The following is a 19,347-nucleotide window of genomic DNA, read 5'->3' on the forward strand; positions in this document are numbered from 1 at the left end:
TAATCAGTACTATTGCTGCTAAAATTGTTTATTTTTTTGTATTTATTTTGTTATTAAATAATTAACTATCGCGCTCTGCAAATAGTATGTTTTTATAGCACTTATTTGATTTGTCTGAAACTTTAATTGTAATTCTTGAATGTCTAAAACATCATTAAAATCTATAGTTCCAGTTTCATAATTCTTGATGAGAATTTCTTCCGCATCCTTGGCTTGTTTTACGTTTTTTGATTGTGTGCTATATTTTATTCTAGCCTGATTACGTTGAGATATTGCCTTTGCAAACGCAGTTTCCAAAAGATTTAAACGGTGTAGCTTTTGGGTTTCAATTTCCTGTTGGCGTAATTGATTCTGTCTTGATATAGACTTGTATCTCTTATTAAATAATGGAATAGAAACAGAAACCATAGGCATTAACACATCTTTCCCATTGTCGATAGGGTTTGCATCTGTTCTTTCGCTTACAGGCAAATAATCCAAACCAAAACCTATCATAGGCAAACCATCTCGCTGGTTTAACAATTCAGACTGTGTTACAGATTCATAAAGCATGTCATATTTAAGCAATTCAGGGTTGAGTAACAGCGCGTCATAATTGATGACAAGCGTATCTTCCGGGATTTCTAAAGACGAAACCGTAGCAACGGGCACATCATAATTTCGATTAAGGAGTTTATTAAAAGCGGCTTGTATTCCCTCCTGTTGTTCCGCTAGCACTTCTTTTTCTTGGACTAACTCATTCTGGCGTATCTGTAATCTCAAGACATCTACCGCAGAAGCCTTACCTACTTCAATAGAAGTAAGGGCAAGTTGTTCATAGGTTTCCAGCAATTGAATATTCTCGGCTAACACAAGCTGCTTTGCACGAATTTCATACAACAAATAGTATGTCTCGGCTACAGATAAAGCTAGTTTCCTTTTAGCAATTGTGACTTCTACATATTCAGCTTCAGCCATAGAAGAAGCATAATTTTCACGGGCGGTAATTGTGCCAAACCAAGGAAGCATTTGTTTAAAACCAATACGTGTCCGCTGTGCTCCCACACGAGTTTCTGGCTCACTCACAAAATAGCCCGCACTTATTTCTGTGTTTGGAATCCAGTTCGCTTCGTTTATCTTTTCTTCGGAAATTTTATGTCTCAATTCGAAAGATTGAATCGTTGGATTAGTAAGCATTGCTTCGTCTATGTAATTTTGTAAAGATTGCGCTATCACAATTGGCCCCAAGAAACAAAAGACAAGAAACAAGAATGCATATTTATTTTGATTTTTCATAATTAGTCGTTTATTATTTTGATTCCTGATTGGTCTTCTCTAACACGTTTCCGCACTACGAATTCCCTCCGTATCAACTTCAGCGGAAAAAAATGAAACACAGTGAATTTTATATTTTTCATTGTTTTACTTTTTTAAGCTGGTATTCTTTTTTCCAACTATACAGCACAGGCACTAAGAAGTAGGAAGTGATGTCGATGATCATCCCACCGAAAATAGGAATTGCCATTGGGATCATAATGTCGCTCCCTTTTCCTGTAGATGTCAGTATGGGTAGTAAAGCAAGTATCGTCGTAACGGTGGTCATTAAACACGGACGAATTCTCTTTCCTGCTGCTTCTAATGTTGCCAGACGGATTTCCTTTTTATTGGTTGGATTCTCCCTATCAAAGGTTTGTGTGAGGTAAGTTGCCATGACCACACCATCATCTGTTGCAATACCAAAAAGTGCAATAAACCCAACCCACACGGCGACACTTAAATTAATGGTTTTCATATTGAAAAGATCGCGCATATTCTCACCAAACAAATTGAAGTTGAAAAACCAATCCTGACCATAGAGCCAGATCATTATGAAGCCACCTGCAAAAGCAACTGTGATTCCTGTAAATACCATTAGTGAAGTACTCACTGACTTAAACTGAAAATATAAAATCAAAAAGATGATGGCAAGTGCCAATGGAACTACCACGGAAAGTGTTTTTTCTGCTCGTAGTTGATTTTCATAGGTTCCCGTAAATTGATAACTGATTCCTTTAGGAACTATTAATTCGCCAGCTTCTATTTTTTGTTTAAATAAAGTCTGCGCATTTTCCACTACATCTACTTCGGCAAAGCTATCTAGCTTATCAAATAACACATAGCCCACTAGAAAGGTGTCTTCACTTTTAATGACTTGCGGGCCCTGTTCATAACGAATCTCAACCAATTCGCCCAATGGAACAGGACTCCCATTTGCTACCGGAACATAGATCTTTTTTAAATCGTCTGGATTGCTGCGCAACTCTCTTGGATAACGCACACGAACATCATAACGCTCACGACCTTCTAGAGTTTGGGTAAGTGGCATTCCGCCAACAGCCACTTGCAGAATTTGCTGCACATCCATAATTGAAATTCCGTAACGCGCGAGTTGCTCACGTTTGATATCAATTAACAAATATGGCTTACCTACAATACGATCTGCAAAAACAGCTTGCTCTTTTACACCTTCTGACTGCTTTAAAATTGTTTCAAGCTGTAAACCAAAAGCTTCAATTTGAGCCAAATCTTGGCCTTTCACTTTGATTCCCATAGGGGCGCGCATTCCCGTTTGTAGCATGACCAATCGAGTTTCAATAGGCTGTAGTTTTGGTGCAGAAGTCACACCTGGAAATTTAGTCACCTTAATGATTTCATTCCAGATATCGTCTGGGCTGTTAATTTCTGGTCTCCAGTTTCGGTAATATTCTCCATCATCGTCAGGAATCAAATCTGTATGAGATACACTTGCGTTGAGTTGTGATGCCTCATAGTTTGCATCCTCATCAATTTTATTGTTTGGATTGATATTGAATGTGTCATCTTTCAGCACAAATAAACCGTCAGCATTTACACGATAGCGTTGTCGTTTTCCGTTGTCATTCCTCATAAATTCAGATTTATACTGAATCATATTTTCATACATTGATAGTGGTGCAGGGTCGAGCGCAGATTCTGTTCTGCCAGATTTACCTACTACTGTTTCAATTTCGGGAATGGTAGCAACTGCCATATCGAGTTGCTTCAACACCCGTTTATTTTCTTCCACACCCGCGTGCGGTAATGAGGTAGGCATCAAGAGGAATGAACCTTCATTTAGTGAGGGCATAAATTCCTTGCCCGTATTATTCATTATCCATATTCCAGAAATAAGCACGGTTGTCGGAATTATGAGAAACAGCAGCTTATTTGCTAAAGCCCACTTCAAAATTTGATTATAATACCTTTTAAAAAGCGAGAACACTCCTAATATTCCGAAGCAGATAATGGAAACAAAAACGAGATTAATAGCAATCCCTCGATCAAATCCCAGAGGCCGCCAGTACGTTGCCAAGAGAAATACAATGGCCGCAGAAGCTATTATGATATGAATTAGGTTTGCTCGTTTTTCAGAAAGCATACCTCGTACAGACCCTAGAGTAGTGATACCAAAAGCGATTAATATTAAACCTAACCAGTACCCGTAAATTATTGCAATAATCCCCAGTACTACAAGTGAAATATTAAGCAAATAGCGAAATGGCTTCTTGACATCGTTCTTCTTAAATAAATAAGCAGCTATCGGTGGAATTATGAACAAGGCGATTACTAAAGAGGCAGAAAGTGCCATCGTTTTTGTAAAAGCTAAGGGCCTAAATAGTTTTCCTTCGGCACCTATCATTGTAAAGACAGGCACAAAGCTTATAATCGTGGTGAGTACCGCTGTTAAGATGGCTCCTGACACTTCTGCCGTAGCATTATAGATGATTTCATTTGTGGTGTATGCTGTGCCGTTCTCCTTATGGCGTAGTTTCTCGTCATCGATATGCCGTATCATATTTTCGGCTAGAATGACACCTACATCTACCATAGTACCAATAGCAATGGCAATACCTGAAAGGGCAACGATATTTGCGTCTACATTAAAGAGTTTCATTGTTACAAAAACCATTAATACAGCTACAGGCAATAAACCAGAAATAAGTATGGATGCTCTTATATTAAAAAGCATAATAATAATGACTAGAATGGTAATTAAGATCTCTAGTGTGAGCGCTTCATTAAGGGTATCTAATGTCTCTTCAATAAGCTCAGTTCGATCATAAAACGGCACTACGGTAAGTTGAGATGTACGACCATCTGCCAATACTTTTGTAGGCAGACCGCCTTTGAGTTCTTCAATTTTTGCTTTGACATTATTGATGACTTCCATCGGGTTTGCTCCGTAACGAGCAACAACAACACCACCCACAACTTCCGCTCCTTCTTTGTCTAGCATACCACGTCTTGCTGCTGGTCCAAGTGTAACGCTTGCAACATCTTTGATTCGTAGAGAAGTAAAGTTTTTTGAAGACACCACAGCATTCTCCAAATCTGCAATTGATTTTACATAGCCTAAACCGCGAACTAAATATTCTGCTTGATTAATCTCTAAGGTTTGCGCACCGATATCTTGATTACTTTCCTTGACCGCCTTTACGATAGCATTTAAACTGATGTCGTATTGACGCATTTTTTCAGGATCAACATCTACTTGATATTCCTGAACATAGCCCCCTATAGAGGAAACTTCTGAAACTCCACTTGCACCAGAAAGTGCATATTTCACATAGTAATCCTGAATGCTTCTCAATTCTTGCAAATCCCAACCACCCGTTACTTTTCCTTTTTTATCACGCCCCTCTAGTGTGTACCAATATATTTGACCTAGACCTGTAGCATCAGGTCCTAATGACGGATTAACACCTTCTGGCAAAAGGTTTGCTGACAGCGAATTTAGTTTTTCTAGAATTCGACTACGTGACCAGTAAAACTCGATGTCTTCTTCAAAAATGATATAGATACTGGAAAAACCAAACATAGAAGAACTACGAATTGTTTTTACTCCAGGAATACCAAGTAAGGATGTCGTTAAAGGATAGGAGATCTGGTCTTCAATATCTTGTGGTGAACGACCTTGCCACTTTGTAAATACAATCTGTTGGTTCTCTCCAATATCTGGGATTGCATCAACGGCTACAGGATTAGAGGGTAGCATGCCCGTGTCCCAACCAAAGGGTGCATTTACAATACCCCAACCTATAAATAAGGTGAGCATTAAAACGGCAACGAGTTTATTCTCTATTAGAAATTTGATAGCTCTATTAAGCATGGTATTTGATATTTAAACAGTTATGGAAAGATTGAAATTTTGGAAGTCAAAAAATCAAACACAACAAATTAAGCCCAAGACGGAAGTACCGTAGAGCAAAATGGCTACTGTTTAAAAATCAAATTAAATAGGTCTGGTGCAGCACTTGCACATCGAGCTTGACGTAGGGCGGCTCGTAATCAAATAAAGGAATCTCTTTAGATTCGGTTGCTTCAAAGAGACTGATGTATGCGTATGTAAATGATGCAACGAAGACTTGTTGCTCAAATGTAAGTAAGTCAAATGAAACTTTGAGATCATCTGATCCTTGTTTCATGACTTGCTTATCTGTACAGCAAGGCTTCTTTGAAAACATAGGATTTTCACAGGTAGTTGCGGTCTGAGCTTTTTCCATCCCACACGTTTTTACTTGCTGGATAAAAGAAAAATCAACCAACGTTTCTCCACAATAATGCATATCAACCGTGAACGACATCGTAGTCATAAGGACTACGGCTGCCATAAACACTGCCATTGATTTGTGGATGAATTGTATCATTTGCTGTAAAATTAGCATTTATTTTAACAATTGGGTTCTTTTTAACATATTCTTAGTTTATATAAAGTGTGCCTCAAGGTTCCATGGCCCTAGGTATAAACGAAATAACAGTAATATAGATAGCCGGATTACAAATCTAGAAAAAACTCCCTCCTTACAATGAAAAGTATACATCGCTGAAGAAGCGATGTACTTTTTTTGTTTCCGAAATCTTACAAAAGCTGCACTTGTTTGCATCGAAGCTGGATTACAGATCCAGAAAAAACTCCCTCCTTACAATGAAAAAAAGTACATCGCTGAAGAAGCGATGTACTTTTTGTTTCCGAAATCTTACAAAAGCTGCGCTTTTGACGGTTTCGGAAACAAAAAAAGTCTACACATCAAATGTGTAGACTTTTCGCTCTTGGTGACCTCGACTGGATTCAAACCAGTAACCTCTTGAGCCGTAATCAAGTGCGCTATTCAGTTGCGCCACGAGGCCGTTTTACGAAACAAAATATTTTTTGTTTCGGGCTGCAAATATATACAATTCTATAATTCTCTTACTAACAAACTTTAAAATTATTTTGCATTTCTTAATAATTCTTTAAGAACCATTTAAAATCATTCAAACCAGCTTTATGAAAACTTATAATATGATCAAGAAAAAACAAAGTATTCCAAAAATTTGTGAAGTACTCAGACAAGAATCAAGAAAGCGATTATATATTTTAAGACACTAAAAAACTAAGTTTGGAGCGACCTTTATTATAGTAGTTTTGGTCCTTTTAGCTTTTGCTGATGTTGTGACCTCTTATTTTATTAGCGGATAATGTCTAGCTAATCTCAGCACTTAATCCTGCTTCTAATAACATAGAACATCTAGGTTCTAAATCTTCATAAGAACCTGACTTAACAGTACACTTACCTTTGTAATGCACGAGTGTAGCACACTGCTCTGCCTGTATAGGTGTATGATCGCAGGCATAGACAAGCGCATCTATCACGTCATCAAAGGTATTTACATCATCGTTAAATAACACAATAACGTTCTCTTTATACTCTAAGACAGCTACGTCTTCTTGTTCGTCATATTTTTCTCTAGTACTCATCTCAATATTTTTAAAAGACAAATTTTGCCGCAACCCAATTATTACGTTCTTTATTAGAAACAAAAGTACCACCTAATTTATTGCAACAATCTGTAATTATTGTTAAATCTTGTGTGTAAAATCCGCTTAAAAATAGGGAACCTCCTTTTTTCAACCTCTTTACATACGTGTCCATATCTGCTAATAAAATATTCCTATTAATGTTTGCGATAACTGTATCGTACTGAACCTGGGGGATCGCTTCTGCCCCACCTAGTATGGTTGTAATTCCTGTACAGTTATTTCTTTCTACATTTTCTTCAGAATTATCCACACACCAAGGATCTATATCTATTGCGTCTAGTGTTTTTGCCCCCTTCATCTCTGCCAGTATGGCTAGAATTGCAGTGCCACAGCCCATATCAAGTACGTGCTTACCTTGATATTCTTCTTCAAGAATATACTGGATCATCATATGCGTAGTCTCGTGATGCCCTGTCCCAAAAGACATTTTAGGCTCTATCACAATCTCGTATTTTACATTAAAAGGTTTGTGAAAGGTAGCGCGAACTGCACACGTATCATCTACAATAATAGGGGCAAAGTTCTTTTCCCATTCAGAATTCCAATTTACTTGGTCTATTTCTGTCTTCTGAAATGTGATCTCAAACTCATCTGAGCTAAGAATGTAGATACCCGCTAGAATATTTTCATTCCATTCTTCTTTTTGAATATAAGCCTTCACTCCATCTTCATTCTCAACAAAACTTTCGAATCCTACATTTCCTAATTCGGCGATGAGAATTTCATTTCCCGGAGTTAAGGGTGCTACTTTAAAATCGTACTCTATATAAATCTGCGACATGGGTTTAATATTTAAAATTTCAGAAGTATTAAAAAGCGTTAACAATTGCCATAAAATCATTTGCATTCAATGCAGCGCCGCCAATAAGGCCGCCATCTACATCTGGATTTGCAAAAATTTCCTTTGCGTTCCCAGGCTTCACACTACCGCCGTAAAGGATGGATACATTTTCCGCAACCGTATCGCTATACGCCGAGGCAATTAACTTGCGAACGTATGCGTGGATGTCCTGCGCCTGCTCAGGGCTTGCTGTTTCTCCCGTGCCTATTGCCCACACTGGTTCATAAGCGAGGATAATATTTTTAAATTGCTCCTCATTTAAATGCAATAATCCCTGCTCCAGCTGCGCTTTCACTACTTCAAACTGCTCTCCTTGTTTTCTATCTTCCAGCTCTTCACCGAAACAGAAAATAGCCTGCATATCGTTTTCTAAAGCTGTATTCACCTTTTCTGCCAAGACTGCATTGGTATCATTAAAATATGCACGACGTTCGCTATGTCCTAATATCACCGTGTCTATACCTACACTTTTTAGCATTTCTGCAGAAACTTCGCCGGTATAAGCGCCATTTTTAGACTGATGCATATTTTGTGCTACCACCTCTATAGCCTGCCCTCTCACGGACTCAAAAGCATGATACAAATTTGTATACGCTGGCGCCACCATTACAGTCACATTTTCTGGAATCACTTGCATTTTTAATTCTTGGAGCAAGGCTTCTGTTTGCAAGAGGTTATTATTCATTTTCCAATTTCCAGCTACGATATTTCTTCTCATAATGTATGCCCGCAATGGGGTTTATTTTAAACTTCCGAAGTAATACTATTGCTTCAGAACTTCCTGCTAGTGGGCAGGCGGATTAATAATTTAATTTAGTTTTTATTCATTTACTTTCGGGTCCAGCCAACCATATGCAATATCTACCAAAATATTGATAACAATAAAAAGACTTGCGATAATAATAACGGCGCCCATAATAATCGGTAAATCTAAGGTGTTTAATGCTTCTACTATTTCTTTTCCCAAGCCGTTCCAACCAAAGATGTATTCTACAAATACAGCTCCTGCTAGCATAGAAGCAAACCATCCAGATATTGCTGTAATCACCGGATTCATCGAATTTTTTAAGGCGTGACTGATAATAATCTTTGTAAATGAAAGTCCTTTTGCCTTAGCTGTTCTTATGTAATCCTGGTTCAACACCTCTAATAAGGAATTACGCATTAATTGGCTCACAACCGCTAACGGTCTAATCCCTAGAACAATGGCTGGCAAAATCAAGTTCTTCCATTGAATAGTGGCCCCTTCACCAAAATCATCTACTTCATACAAACTCCCTGTCATATTCAATCCTGTGTACTTATGTAATACAAAACCAAACAACCACGCAAAGATAATTGCACTGAAGAAGGAAGGAACACTCATCCCTAAGGTACTTACTAGCTGGATCAATCTATCCACCCATCCATCTTTAAAAAGCACCGAAATAACCCCTAGAAACACCCCTAAGAACATGGCGACAAGTATTGCTGAAACGGCGAGAATAAATGTATTGGGCAAGGTCTCTGCAATCACGGCACTCACCTTCTTCCCGTTTTTCTGAAAGGACTCCCGCAGATAAGGCAGTTTTACAACCATAACAGTTCCTGACGCTTCAAATAATTTTGTTGCACTATATTTATCTTTCGCTAAATGCGTATAATCATCTGCCTGTGTGCTATGAAAAGACAATGGAGAAAGGTCATTTAAATAATATAAATACTGCGTGTAGATAGGTTTATCAAAACCGTACTTCTTTTTTACTATGGCAACCTGTTCTGCCGTTTCATTCTGGCCTAGCATCATACTTGCGGGGTCGCCAGGTAATATGGTAAATAATAAAAATATCACGGTAACCACTCCAAAAAGTGTAAGTAGAGCGTACCCCAATTTTTTTAGTATATACCGACCCATTATTATTCTATTACTTCTGTTTGTACTTGTAAAGAATCCGTAACAGCTTCTTCTAGTAACGCTTCGATAACTTTAGGCCGGGCAGGAAGTAATTCGAGTTTTAAATCTGCGGCATCGTTAAAATGTAGTTTTTGGGTAATGGTTCCATTCTCTAACATTACTAAACCTGGATTACTACGAACAATTGTTTTTAAGGTCGTCATATCGCAGAAGTAAAAATCGAAATTAAGACCATGTCTGTTCTTTAGTTTTTCTGTTTCTTCACGAGACGAGGCAGACATTCCTATCACCTTATAGTTTTTTGCAATGGCTCGATCTGTTACTTCTTTAATTGCCACATATCCGTTGAGTTCTGTATTATCAAGGCTATACGCGATTACCACAAGAAGATTAGGGTCATTTAATAAAGCTTCTGTATAATCTTCTCCATCACGTTCCATTGTAAAGTCGTGCACAGGTGGCTCATAACCCGCCTGCACCTCTATGGTTTCTACTTCGACAAACTTTCCATCTATTTGCGGGTAGTCTCCTTGGGTAGTGACAATTTGCGCTTCCCCATTTACATCAAATTTCCAGTTATAATCAAAAATAGGTTTTGGAGCATCTTCTGGATATGCCATACCTTCTTTAACACTCTTCCCTATTTCGTAGGCCCTAAAGTCTACCACTGGCAAGTGCATTAATACGTGATATCCTAGCAATAAACAAAGCACAAATGAAATAAACACGATAATAGTTCGTGTCATTTTTGTAAAGAACAGCGAAAGATGTTTCTGTCCAATAAATAAAATGATAATCATCGCTAACAGCACTACATCTTTAATAAAAGACTCCCAAGGAACTAATGGCAATGCATCACCAAAACACCCACAATCTGTCACCTTATTAAAATACGCCGAATAGAACGTTAAGAACGTAAAGCCTACAATCAAGATTAACAAACTCCACAAAGTGAACTTTTTAGCATAACCAATAATTAGCATCACACCGAGCATCACTTCATAAACAACTACAGCCACTGCGATTAACAAGGCAAAAGGCACTAGGAACTCAAGATTTAAAACGTCTGGAGCAAAATAATCTCCCAGCTTAAAAGAAAACCCTACTGGATCATTAAGTTTAACGAGACCGCTTATGATGAATAAAACACCAACAAATATTCTTAAAAATCCGACTAGTACTCTCATTATATATTTATTTAAATCTTTATTCTAACTTTAGGAATGCACTTCGACAAGCTCCGTGTGACAATATCACTTAATTATTTTTTTAACAGTCACCCTGAGCTTGTCGAAGGGCAACAAAAGGCTTATTTATTCTGCAGCATTTAAATGAATAAGCGCAAAAACAGCATAATTAATCATATCCTGATAATTAGCATCTATCCCTTCACTTACTATAGTTTTGCCTTGATTGTCTTCTATCTGCTTTACTCTCAATAATTTTTGCAAAATTAAATCTGTCAAGCTACTTACACGCATATCTCTCCAGGCCTCTCCATAATCGTGATTCTTATCCATCATTAATTGCTTTGTGATCGCAACATTCTCATCATACAAGGCGGTCGCTTGCTCTAATGACAAATCTGGTTGCTCTACTACTCCTTTTTCAAGTTGCACCAGTGCCATGATACTATAATTAATTACTCCTATAAACTCACTCTGCTGCCCTTCATCTACCTTTTGCTCCTTGTTTTGCTGCAATCCTCTTATGCGCTGTGCCTTAATAAATATCTGGTCTGTCAATGATGGCAATCTCAAGATACGCCACGCGCTTCCATAGTCTTTCATCTTATTGATAAACAGAGATCTACAAGTCTCGATTACCTCATTGTATTGTTTAGACGTATCTGCCATAGGGAGTTCTAAGAATTTGCGTAAATTTCGCTATAATTAATCAGAATTAAAAATTGCAGACTATCAATTGTAAAGGCACGCTCATCGATCTCTCCACACCGCGCGTAATGGGGATTATTAACGTCACTCCAGATTCATTTTATGACGGCGGGAAGACTACTACAGAAACAGCTATTATGTCACAGGCAGAAAAGATGCTTACAGATGGCGCAACGTTTTTAGATATTGGTGGCTATAGCTCTAGACCAAATGCCGTTAACATTTCAGAAGAAGAAGAAATAGCGCGCGTTATTCCTGCGATTACTGAAATTTTAAAAATATTCCCCACGGCACTGCTCTCGATAGACACCTTTAGAAGTCACGTTGCACGAAGAGCCGTTGAAGCTGGGGCTTGTATGATTAATGATATTTCTGGAGGAAGTCTTGATGCCGCAATGTTCCAGACTGTAGCCTCACTAAAAGTACCCTATATCGTAATGCATATGAAAGGGACCCCACAAAATATGACCACCAAGGCAGAGTACCAAAATATCACTAATGAAGTCATCCTCTATTTCACTCAAAAACTAGCAGAAGCAAGAAGCCTAGGCATTAACGATATCATTATTGACCCAGGGTTTGGTTTTGCAAAAACTGCAAACCATAGTTTTGAGTTGTTGAATAATCTGGAGCTTTTAAAATCTTTACACGCACCAATTTTAGCGGGAGTTTCTAGGAAATCTATGATTTACAAAACCTTAGGGATTGAACCAACAGAAGCACTGAACGGCACATCTGTACTTCACGGTATTGCACTAGACAAAGGCGCAAACATAATACGTGTACACGATGTGAAAGAAGCCGTAGCTTGTGTGAAGCTTGTAACAAAGTTGAAATCCTCAGACATATGAGTACGCAGTTTTAGTGCTAGTAAGCAGCAAAGAAATGTGCGCTTATAGGGTGTTTAATTTTCAAGCTAAACCAAAAGGCACTCAAACGAATCGTTTTAAATAATTTTGAAACTATTAAAATTTAGTTACTTTTAACCAACCTAAAACACCCCCTAATTGGATTTCCTAGACCCTAGATTCATTGACATTGTAGACATTGTGCTAGTGGCATTCCTATTATATTATATCTATAAACTTGTGAAAGGTACCGTTGCGATCAATATTTTTATTGGAATCGTAATTGTCTATGGGATTTGGCGCCTTACAGAATTTTTAGAAATGGAGCTTCTAAGTACTATCTTAGGTGGATTCTTAGGTGTTGGTATGTTTGCTTTGATTGTAGTATTTCAGCAAGAAATCAGGAAATTTTTATTGATGTTAGGCTCGACTAATTTCTCATCTCGCAAACGAATTTTCAAAAGATTTAATCTTTTCAGCAGTACGGAAGGACCAGAAACAAATATAGAAGTGATCGTGAACGCTTGCCAGAAAATGGGGAAAGAAAAAACGGGCGCTCTTATAGTAATCAAACGCAATAACAGCTTAGATTTTATTAAAGACAGCGGCGATGCGATGGAGATGGAGGTAAATCAACCCATTATAGAATCTGTGTTTTACAAAAATAGCCCGCTCCACGATGGGGCAATGCTTGTTGAGAGAAATAAAATTACCGCCACACGTGTTATTCTTCCTGTTTCAAATAACAGAAATATTCCTTTGCGTTTTGGCTTACGGCATCGCGCTGCTGTGGGAATATCAGAAAAGACAGATGCTGTTTGCTTAGTGGTGTCAGAAGAAAACGGGCAAATATCCTATGTTAAAGAGGGCAACTTCTCTCTCTTTGACACCCTAGAAGAATTAAAAGAGAACCTCAATTCAGATTTAAGTTAAGATAAGTATTGTTAAAATTGTTGAAACAAACTGGATCAAAATTTCGGGACAAAACCAATAGGTCATAGAATCATACTGGGACATCTCCCTACGGAGATGAAAGATGGTTATTTTTAGTATTGACCTATGTAAGCCAGCACGTACCTTTATTCATATGTTTAACCAACCGGTAATTTACGCCGACTCTTCAACCATAAACTGGACTTCGTAAAGCGATCGATAATGTCCATCTTCTTTAGTAAGTAGATCTTTATGCGTTCCCATTTCTACAATCTTACCAGATTCCATCACAATAATTTTGTCTGCTTTTTTAATGGTAGCAAGTCTGTGTGCTATAACAATAGAAGTACGTCCTTTGGTGAGCTTTTCTGTGGCAGTCTGTATCAACTCTTCACTATAACTATCGACACTCGACGTTGCTTCATCAAGAATCAAAATACTTGGCTTACTTACATATGCCCGCAAGAATGCAATTAATTGTCGCTGTCCAGAAGACAACATTGCACCGCGTTCTTTCACGTTATAATGATACCCACCTGGCAAGGTTTCTATAAATTTATCAACGCCAATAGCAATGGCTGCTTCCTTAACTTCTGCTTCAGAAATATTAGGGTCATTAAGCGTAATGTTATTTAAAATCGTATCTGCAAAGAGAAACACGTCCTGTAAGACTATTGCAATTTGGCTTCGTAAAGAACTTAATGTATATTCTTTTATATCCTTTCCATCAATCTCAATCTCCCCTTTATTTATCTCGTAAAAACGATTTAAGAGATTTATAATAGTAGACTTTCCGGCTCCAGTAGCCCCAACAATAGCTACGGTTTCTCCTGGATTCACTTGAAAGCTAATACCTCTTATCACTTCTTCATCTGGAATATAACTAAACCGCACCTCTTTAAATTCAATTATTCCCTGAGGGTTGTTCAGCACGAACGCTCCTGTATTTTGAATATGAGATTTTGTGTCAAGTATAGCAAACACACGATTTGCAGCCACCATACCCATTTGCAGTGTATTAAATTTATCTGCAATCTGACGCAAGGGTCTAAAGAGCATTTGCGAAAAATCTATAAAGGCAGATATGATTCCTAAGGTGACCAATCCTCCTTCTGCATTAAGCCCTCCATACCAAACTACTAGCCCAATTGCCACGGAGCTTGACATTTCAGCAATAGGAAAGAAAATAGAATTATACCATACTGTCTTTACCCAAGCCTTTTTATGCTTGGCATTTATTTTTTCAAATTCTCTAAATTCTATATCCTCCCTGTTAAATATTTGAAGGATCTTCATCCCCGTAATTCTCTCTTGCACAAATGAATTAAGGTTTGACACCTGCAGTCGCACTTCTTCAAAAGCAGTTTTCATCGCGCGCTGAAAAATTCTTGTGGCTACTAATATCACTGGTAAAATTAAAAACACAATGAGTGCTAGCTTCCAGCTCATAAAGAGCATCACTCCTGCAATCACTACCATTTTTAGCAAATCACTAATTATCATAAATAAACCTTGACTAAAAATCGCAGAAATAGTTTCTAGATCACTCACGGCTCGCGTCGTTAACCTCCCTACCGCACTCTTGTCAAAATATTGCATTCTAAAACTGGTCATTAGTTTAAAAAGCTTTACTCTAATGTCTTTTACGACGTGCTGCCCTAGCCAGTTTGCATAATAAATAAATGCCAATTGAAATAGCACCTCGAGCAAAAGCACTCCTGCCATTAAGAGAACAAAAAACAATAAGCCCTCGCCATCCTTGCCTATGATAGACTCATCTATTGCTACTTTTAAGATATAAGGTCTTACTGCAGAAAGCGCCGCCATGGCAATAGCAGCAAAGCCTACAAAGTAGAATACATTACGATACACGTTTGCAAACGCGATGAGTCGTTTAAATAATTTGAGGTCAAAAGCCTTTCCTGAATCTGCCAAGTTACAATGTTTTAATAGGTATCAAAGATACGGTTTCTGGGTATATTATCTTTGTCAAGTAGAGTCCGTGGGCAGGTACAGATGTACCAGCAGCCCCTCTGTCTTTACTTTTTATGATGTCGTGAAATTCTGCAATAGTAATCTTCCCGCTCCCTACTTCTAGCAGCGTTCCTACAATAGCTCTCACCATATTCCGCAAAAAACGATCTGCCGAAATAGTAAAAATCAACTTCCCGTCTTTTGCCGTCCACGCAGCTTTTGTCACCTTACAATTGAAGGTATGCACTCCTGTTTTTACTTTTGAAAAACATTGAAAATTCGTATAATCTAACAATGAAGATGCCGCTTCATTCATTAATTTTAAATTTGGTGTATTATTTATCTGATAAGCTGATGCTATAGAAAATGGATCTTTTTCAATACTTACATAATATTTATATTCTCTAGCAATGGCATTAAAACGAGCGTGGTCGTCATCATTGACCTTATAAATATTTAACACACTAATATCTGAAGGCAAGAAAGAGTTTGCTCTATATAGAAAGTTAGTGATTGTAATCGCTTCGGAAATATCAAAATGAAGAAACATCTGTCTGGCATGAACACCCGCATCTGTCCTCCCTGCTCCCATTGTATTTATTTCCTGCTGTAGTACCTTAGACAAAAAACGTTCTATTTCTTGTTGCACGGTATTCTCATCCGGCTGTTTTTGCCAGCCGCAATAGTTTTTTCCGTTATATGCTATCTCTAAGAAATACCTCACCTCGCTAGTTTTCAACAAAATTACAAAATGAAAGGCCTAATTTTTAGATTAGCCATAAAATAAAATAGAAGGACTATAAACCTTCGCTATAAAGGCTTTAAAAATGTAATTTTGTAGTTAAATAAATCTTCTATTTCCCTTGAAAAAAATACTTCTACTTAGTGATACGCACAGCTACCTGGATGATCAAATACTTGCACACGTTAAACACGCCGATGAGGTATGGCACGCTGGAGACATAGGTGATCTCAAGGTGACAGACACCATTAAAAAACTAAAGCCATTGAGAGCGGTTTATGGTAATATCGACGATGCAAAGGCTAGAATGGAATTCCCGTTAGACCATCGCTTTATGTGTGAAGGGGTTGATGTTTGGATGACGCACATAGGAGGTTATCCCGGAAAATACAATCAACGTGTAAGAGCCGATATTTATGCAAATCCGCCAAAGCTATATATCACGGGGCATTCACATATCTTAAAAGTGATGAATGATAAAAAAACAGGCTTGTTACACATGAACCCAGGAGCGGTGGGCACCCACGGTTTTCAGCAAGTACGAACGATGCTTCGGTTCACTATAGATGCTGGAAAAATAGCTAACTTAGAGGTGATTGAATTTGAAAGGAATAATCCAAAAGTTTAATATTCCTGCTGGGAAAGTGAAGAAAGACCGCTTCGCCGAAAGAGATAAGACAAATGATCTTTAAGTAATAAGGCCTCGTAGTGTTAGTCTTTCAGGAATTCTTCATGGGAGACTAAGATACTGAAGCAAGTTCAGCATAAGTCAAGTTCGTAATGACAGTCTATCTTCTTATAATCACCTTAATCTCAAGGAGAGCTTGCTATGCAGCAGGGCTAGTTAGATTAGGAAAATCAAGATTTGTTATCTCATTAAAATAGTAAAACCCTTCCGGATGGCATTCCAGAAGGGTCTTGCACTAATAGTACTAAGTAATAGTTTATCGTAAACGGTCCACAGATTTTACAAGGTCTTCATCCCTTTTGATGGCCTTATTGGCCATCACTAAAAAAACGATAGAAATGATAGGAATCAACACCCCAATACCCTTCTCCGAAACCAAGGTCTCTCCAGATATACTTAGTGCTCTGTAAACGAAAACTCCCAGTAATACAAAGTTTAATATGATTGATAAGCGATTAAGCACAAACTGTAACTGTCGCTTTTTAAAACTTAAAATTGCTAAAACAATGAATGCCATTGCTCCAAATATAACGCCAAAAACCAAAGGTTCATTACGATCAATAATCACTGTATCCCCATCTGTTAATGCTGGAAACCACAAATACAATACGCCCATTAATAAAATGGCGATAGTCATATAAATAGTCTGAATACGTTGTAACATAAATCTGCGCTATACCAGCAAAAATAACGTTTCTTTAGTAGAATATAAATGCGATATCTAAATTAATATTGTATTATTGCATTATCTATATGTAACCACTTCAAATAAGGTTACTTAGTCTTCGATAAATTTTCAAAAGAAATTCCATCTTCGGAATCTTCCCTAATTACAATTCAAACTTATACATTTTAGATGTTAGACATTTCAGAATTAAAAGCAAAAAAGTTGCCTGAATTACAGGAACTTGCTTCAGCTTTAAAAGTACCTAAGTACAAAAGCATGAAAAAATTAGACTTGGTATATCAAATATTAGATTACCAAGCCGCAAATCCAAACAAAGTGAAAGCAGTAGTTGCTACTGATGATGCCGCTCCAGAAAAGGAAACGCCGAGAGCTGCACCTAAACCGAGAGCACAGCGTAAAGCCGCTCCAGTAAAAAGCAGACAGGAAGATTCGAAAAGAGCGGACAGTTCAAAAAAAGAAGAACATCCTAAAAAAGAGGAAAGCATTAAAAAGGCAGAAAATTCTAAAAAGGAAGAATCCACAACTGTTGACACTAAAAGAAACGATACCCGCAAGGACAGCCGTCCTAATCAAAACGAAAAGCGGAACAATCATCATAAAAACAATGATGACAAGGATAAAAAATCAAGCAACGATACGAAGCCTAATAGCCGCAGAGACAACAATAGCAGAGACAATAGTAATAAAAACAACAATCGCAATGCTGGTAAAAACGGGAATAAAGATACCCGTAACCGTTATAAAGAGCCAGATTATGAGTTTGACAGCATTATCTCAAGTGAAGGTGTCTTAGATATTATGCAAGATGGCTATGGCTTCTTGCGCTCTAGTGATTATAATTATTTATCATCTCCAGATGATATTTATGTATCACAATCTCAGATTAGACTTTTTGGTTTAAAATCTGGTGACACTGTACTTGGAGAAGTAAGACCCCCAAAAGAAGGTGAGAAGTATTTCCCTCTTATTAAGGTTAATATGATCAATGGTCAATCACCGAGTGTGGTTCGTGACCGTGTTTCTTTTGAGCACTTAACGCCTTTATTCCCTACAGAAAAATTTAAACTTGCCGAAAAGCAGAGCACCATTTCTACTCGTATTATTGACCTTTTTGCCCCTATAGGAAAAGGACAACGTGGCATGATCGTATCGCAGCCTAAGACAGGTAAAACGATGTTACTTAAAGACATCGCAAACGCAATAGCGGCTAATCATCCAGAAGTATATCAAATTATCCTTCTTATTGACGAACGCCCTGAAGAGGTTACAGACATGCAACGTAATGTACAAGGTGAAGTGATTGCTTCTACCTTTGACAAAGAGCCATCAGAGCACGTTCGTATTGCAAATCTTGTAATAGACAAGGCTAAGCGTCTTGTTGAGTGTGGTCACGATGTTGTAATTTTGTTAGATTCGATTACACGTTTAGCTCGTGCTTATAATACAGTACAACCCGCTAGTGGAAAAATATTAAGTGGTGGTGTAGATGCCGCCGCCCTAAACAAGCCTAAGCGTTTCTTTGGTGCTGCTAGAAATATTGAAAATGGTGGATCTTTAAGTATCATTGCAACGGCACTTACAGAGACTGGATCTAAAATGGATGAAGTAATCTTTGAAGAATTTAAAGGAACTGGTAATATGGAACTACAGTTAGATAGAAAAATATCTAACAGACGTATTTTCCCTGCTATTGACCTTACCTCTTCGAGCACACGTCGTGATGACATATTACTTGACGACACCACTATTAAACGTATGTGGGTGATGCGCAAGTATCTTGCAGATATGAACCCAGTAGAAGCGATGGAGTTTATTAACGAGCGCTTTAAACAAACTCGTAATAACGAGGAGTTCCTGATCTCTATGAACGGATAAAACAATAGACTGTTTTAATGAATAACTCTAAAGACTCGATAGCAATATCGGGTCTTTTTTTACGCGGAAATTTTAAGAATAAACAGGAGCTCATTCCATTTAAAAAGGCGCTGAATAGCACTCGTTATAAA

Annotated in this window: 16 protein-coding genes and 1 tRNA gene; 4 read left to right on the top strand and 13 right to left on the bottom strand. The window is 37.8% G+C overall.

The annotated features are described in order from the left end of the window. Positions 1 to 42: 42 nt before the first annotated feature. From ABXT71_RS01060 to ABXT71_RS01105, 10 genes are all read right to left on the bottom strand, one after another. Positions 43 to 1,275 (bottom strand): TolC family protein, encoded by a 1,233-nt coding sequence (locus tag ABXT71_RS01060; RefSeq protein WP_415371953.1) that lies wholly within the window; start codon positions 1,273 to 1,275, stop codon positions 43 to 45. Positions 1,276 to 1,393: 118 nt separating this feature from the next. After that, positions 1,394 to 5,146: an efflux RND transporter permease subunit gene (locus tag ABXT71_RS01065; RefSeq protein ID WP_415371954.1), complete on the bottom strand. Its 3,753-nt coding sequence runs from the start codon at positions 5,144 to 5,146 to the stop codon at positions 1,394 to 1,396. A gap of 118 nt (positions 5,147 to 5,264) precedes the next feature. Further along, entirely contained in the window at positions 5,265 to 5,684 is a 420-nt protein-coding gene (locus ABXT71_RS01070) for an HYC_CC_PP family protein (RefSeq protein ID WP_415371955.1), read from the bottom strand. Positions 5,685 to 6,088: 404 nt separating this feature from the next. Further along, positions 6,089 to 6,165 (bottom strand) — tRNA-Arg (locus tag ABXT71_RS01075). Between the two features lie 334 nt (positions 6,166 to 6,499). Continuing rightward, on the bottom strand, positions 6,500 to 6,775 hold the full coding sequence (locus ABXT71_RS01080) for an ATP-dependent Clp protease adaptor ClpS (RefSeq protein WP_415371956.1): 276 nt from the start codon (positions 6,773 to 6,775) through the stop codon (positions 6,500 to 6,502). A 10-nt stretch (positions 6,776 to 6,785) separates the two neighbouring features. After that, complete coding sequence (prmA, locus tag ABXT71_RS01085; protein ID WP_415371957.1) at positions 6,786 to 7,619, bottom strand: 50S ribosomal protein L11 methyltransferase; 834 nt, start codon at positions 7,617 to 7,619, stop codon at positions 6,786 to 6,788. Positions 7,620 to 7,647: 28 nt separating this feature from the next. Continuing rightward, positions 7,648 to 8,397, bottom strand: a complete 750-nt coding sequence (gene tpiA / locus ABXT71_RS01090) for a triose-phosphate isomerase (RefSeq protein ID WP_415371958.1) — start codon at positions 8,395 to 8,397, stop codon at positions 7,648 to 7,650. A 102-nt stretch (positions 8,398 to 8,499) separates the two neighbouring features. After that, positions 8,500 to 9,573, bottom strand: a complete 1,074-nt coding sequence (locus ABXT71_RS01095) for an ABC transporter permease (RefSeq protein WP_415371959.1) — start codon at positions 9,571 to 9,573, stop codon at positions 8,500 to 8,502. 2 nt (positions 9,574 to 9,575) lie between these two features. Then, positions 9,576 to 10,760, bottom strand: a complete 1,185-nt coding sequence (locus ABXT71_RS01100) for a BT_3928 family protein (RefSeq protein WP_415371960.1) — start codon at positions 10,758 to 10,760, stop codon at positions 9,576 to 9,578. 126 nt (positions 10,761 to 10,886) lie between these two features. Further along, entirely contained in the window at positions 10,887 to 11,429 is a 543-nt protein-coding gene (locus ABXT71_RS01105; RefSeq protein WP_415371961.1) for a DUF1599 domain-containing protein, read from the bottom strand. 53 nt (positions 11,430 to 11,482) lie between these two features. On the opposite strand from ABXT71_RS01105, the gene folP reads away from it, so the two are divergent. Both folP and cdaA read left to right on the top strand, forming a co-directional pair. Further along, on the top strand, positions 11,483 to 12,319 hold the full coding sequence (gene folP, locus ABXT71_RS01110; RefSeq protein WP_415371962.1) for a dihydropteroate synthase: 837 nt from the start codon (positions 11,483 to 11,485) through the stop codon (positions 12,317 to 12,319). A gap of 156 nt (positions 12,320 to 12,475) precedes the next feature. After that, positions 12,476 to 13,249, top strand: coding sequence for a diadenylate cyclase CdaA (cdaA, locus tag ABXT71_RS01115; RefSeq protein WP_415371963.1), 774 nt, complete (start codon positions 12,476 to 12,478; stop codon positions 13,247 to 13,249). Between the two features lie 174 nt (positions 13,250 to 13,423). Here cdaA and ABXT71_RS01120 read toward each other — a convergent pair whose 3' ends face one another. After that, positions 13,424 to 15,184 carry an ABC transporter ATP-binding protein gene (locus ABXT71_RS01120; RefSeq protein WP_415371964.1) on the bottom strand — a complete coding sequence of 587 codons (1,761 nt, stop codon included), beginning with the start codon at positions 15,182 to 15,184 and terminating at the stop codon, positions 13,424 to 13,426. Between the two features lies 1 nt (position 15,185). Next, positions 15,186 to 15,947 (bottom strand): tRNA pseudouridine(38-40) synthase TruA, encoded by a 762-nt coding sequence (gene truA, locus ABXT71_RS01125; RefSeq protein WP_415371965.1) that lies wholly within the window; start codon positions 15,945 to 15,947, stop codon positions 15,186 to 15,188. A gap of 139 nt (positions 15,948 to 16,086) precedes the next feature. Between truA and ABXT71_RS01130 the strand changes: the two genes are divergently transcribed. Further along, positions 16,087 to 16,593 carry a metallophosphoesterase family protein gene (locus ABXT71_RS01130; RefSeq protein WP_415371966.1) on the top strand — a complete coding sequence of 169 codons (507 nt, stop codon included), beginning with the start codon at positions 16,087 to 16,089 and terminating at the stop codon, positions 16,591 to 16,593. 316 nt (positions 16,594 to 16,909) lie between these two features. On the opposite strand, the gene ABXT71_RS01135 is transcribed toward ABXT71_RS01130, so the two are convergent. Beyond that, complete coding sequence (locus ABXT71_RS01135; RefSeq protein WP_415371967.1) at positions 16,910 to 17,317, bottom strand: DUF4293 domain-containing protein; 408 nt, start codon at positions 17,315 to 17,317, stop codon at positions 16,910 to 16,912. A gap of 192 nt (positions 17,318 to 17,509) precedes the next feature. Between ABXT71_RS01135 and rho the strand changes: the two genes are divergently transcribed. After that, positions 17,510 to 19,216, top strand: a complete 1,707-nt coding sequence (gene rho, locus ABXT71_RS01140) for a transcription termination factor Rho (RefSeq protein ID WP_415371968.1) — start codon at positions 17,510 to 17,512, stop codon at positions 19,214 to 19,216. Positions 19,217 to 19,347: the final 131 nt, after the last annotated feature.

The sequence above is a fragment of the Patiriisocius sp. Uisw_047 genome, assembly GCF_047730165.1.
Classification (GTDB): Bacteria; Bacteroidota; Bacteroidia; order Flavobacteriales; family Flavobacteriaceae; genus Patiriisocius.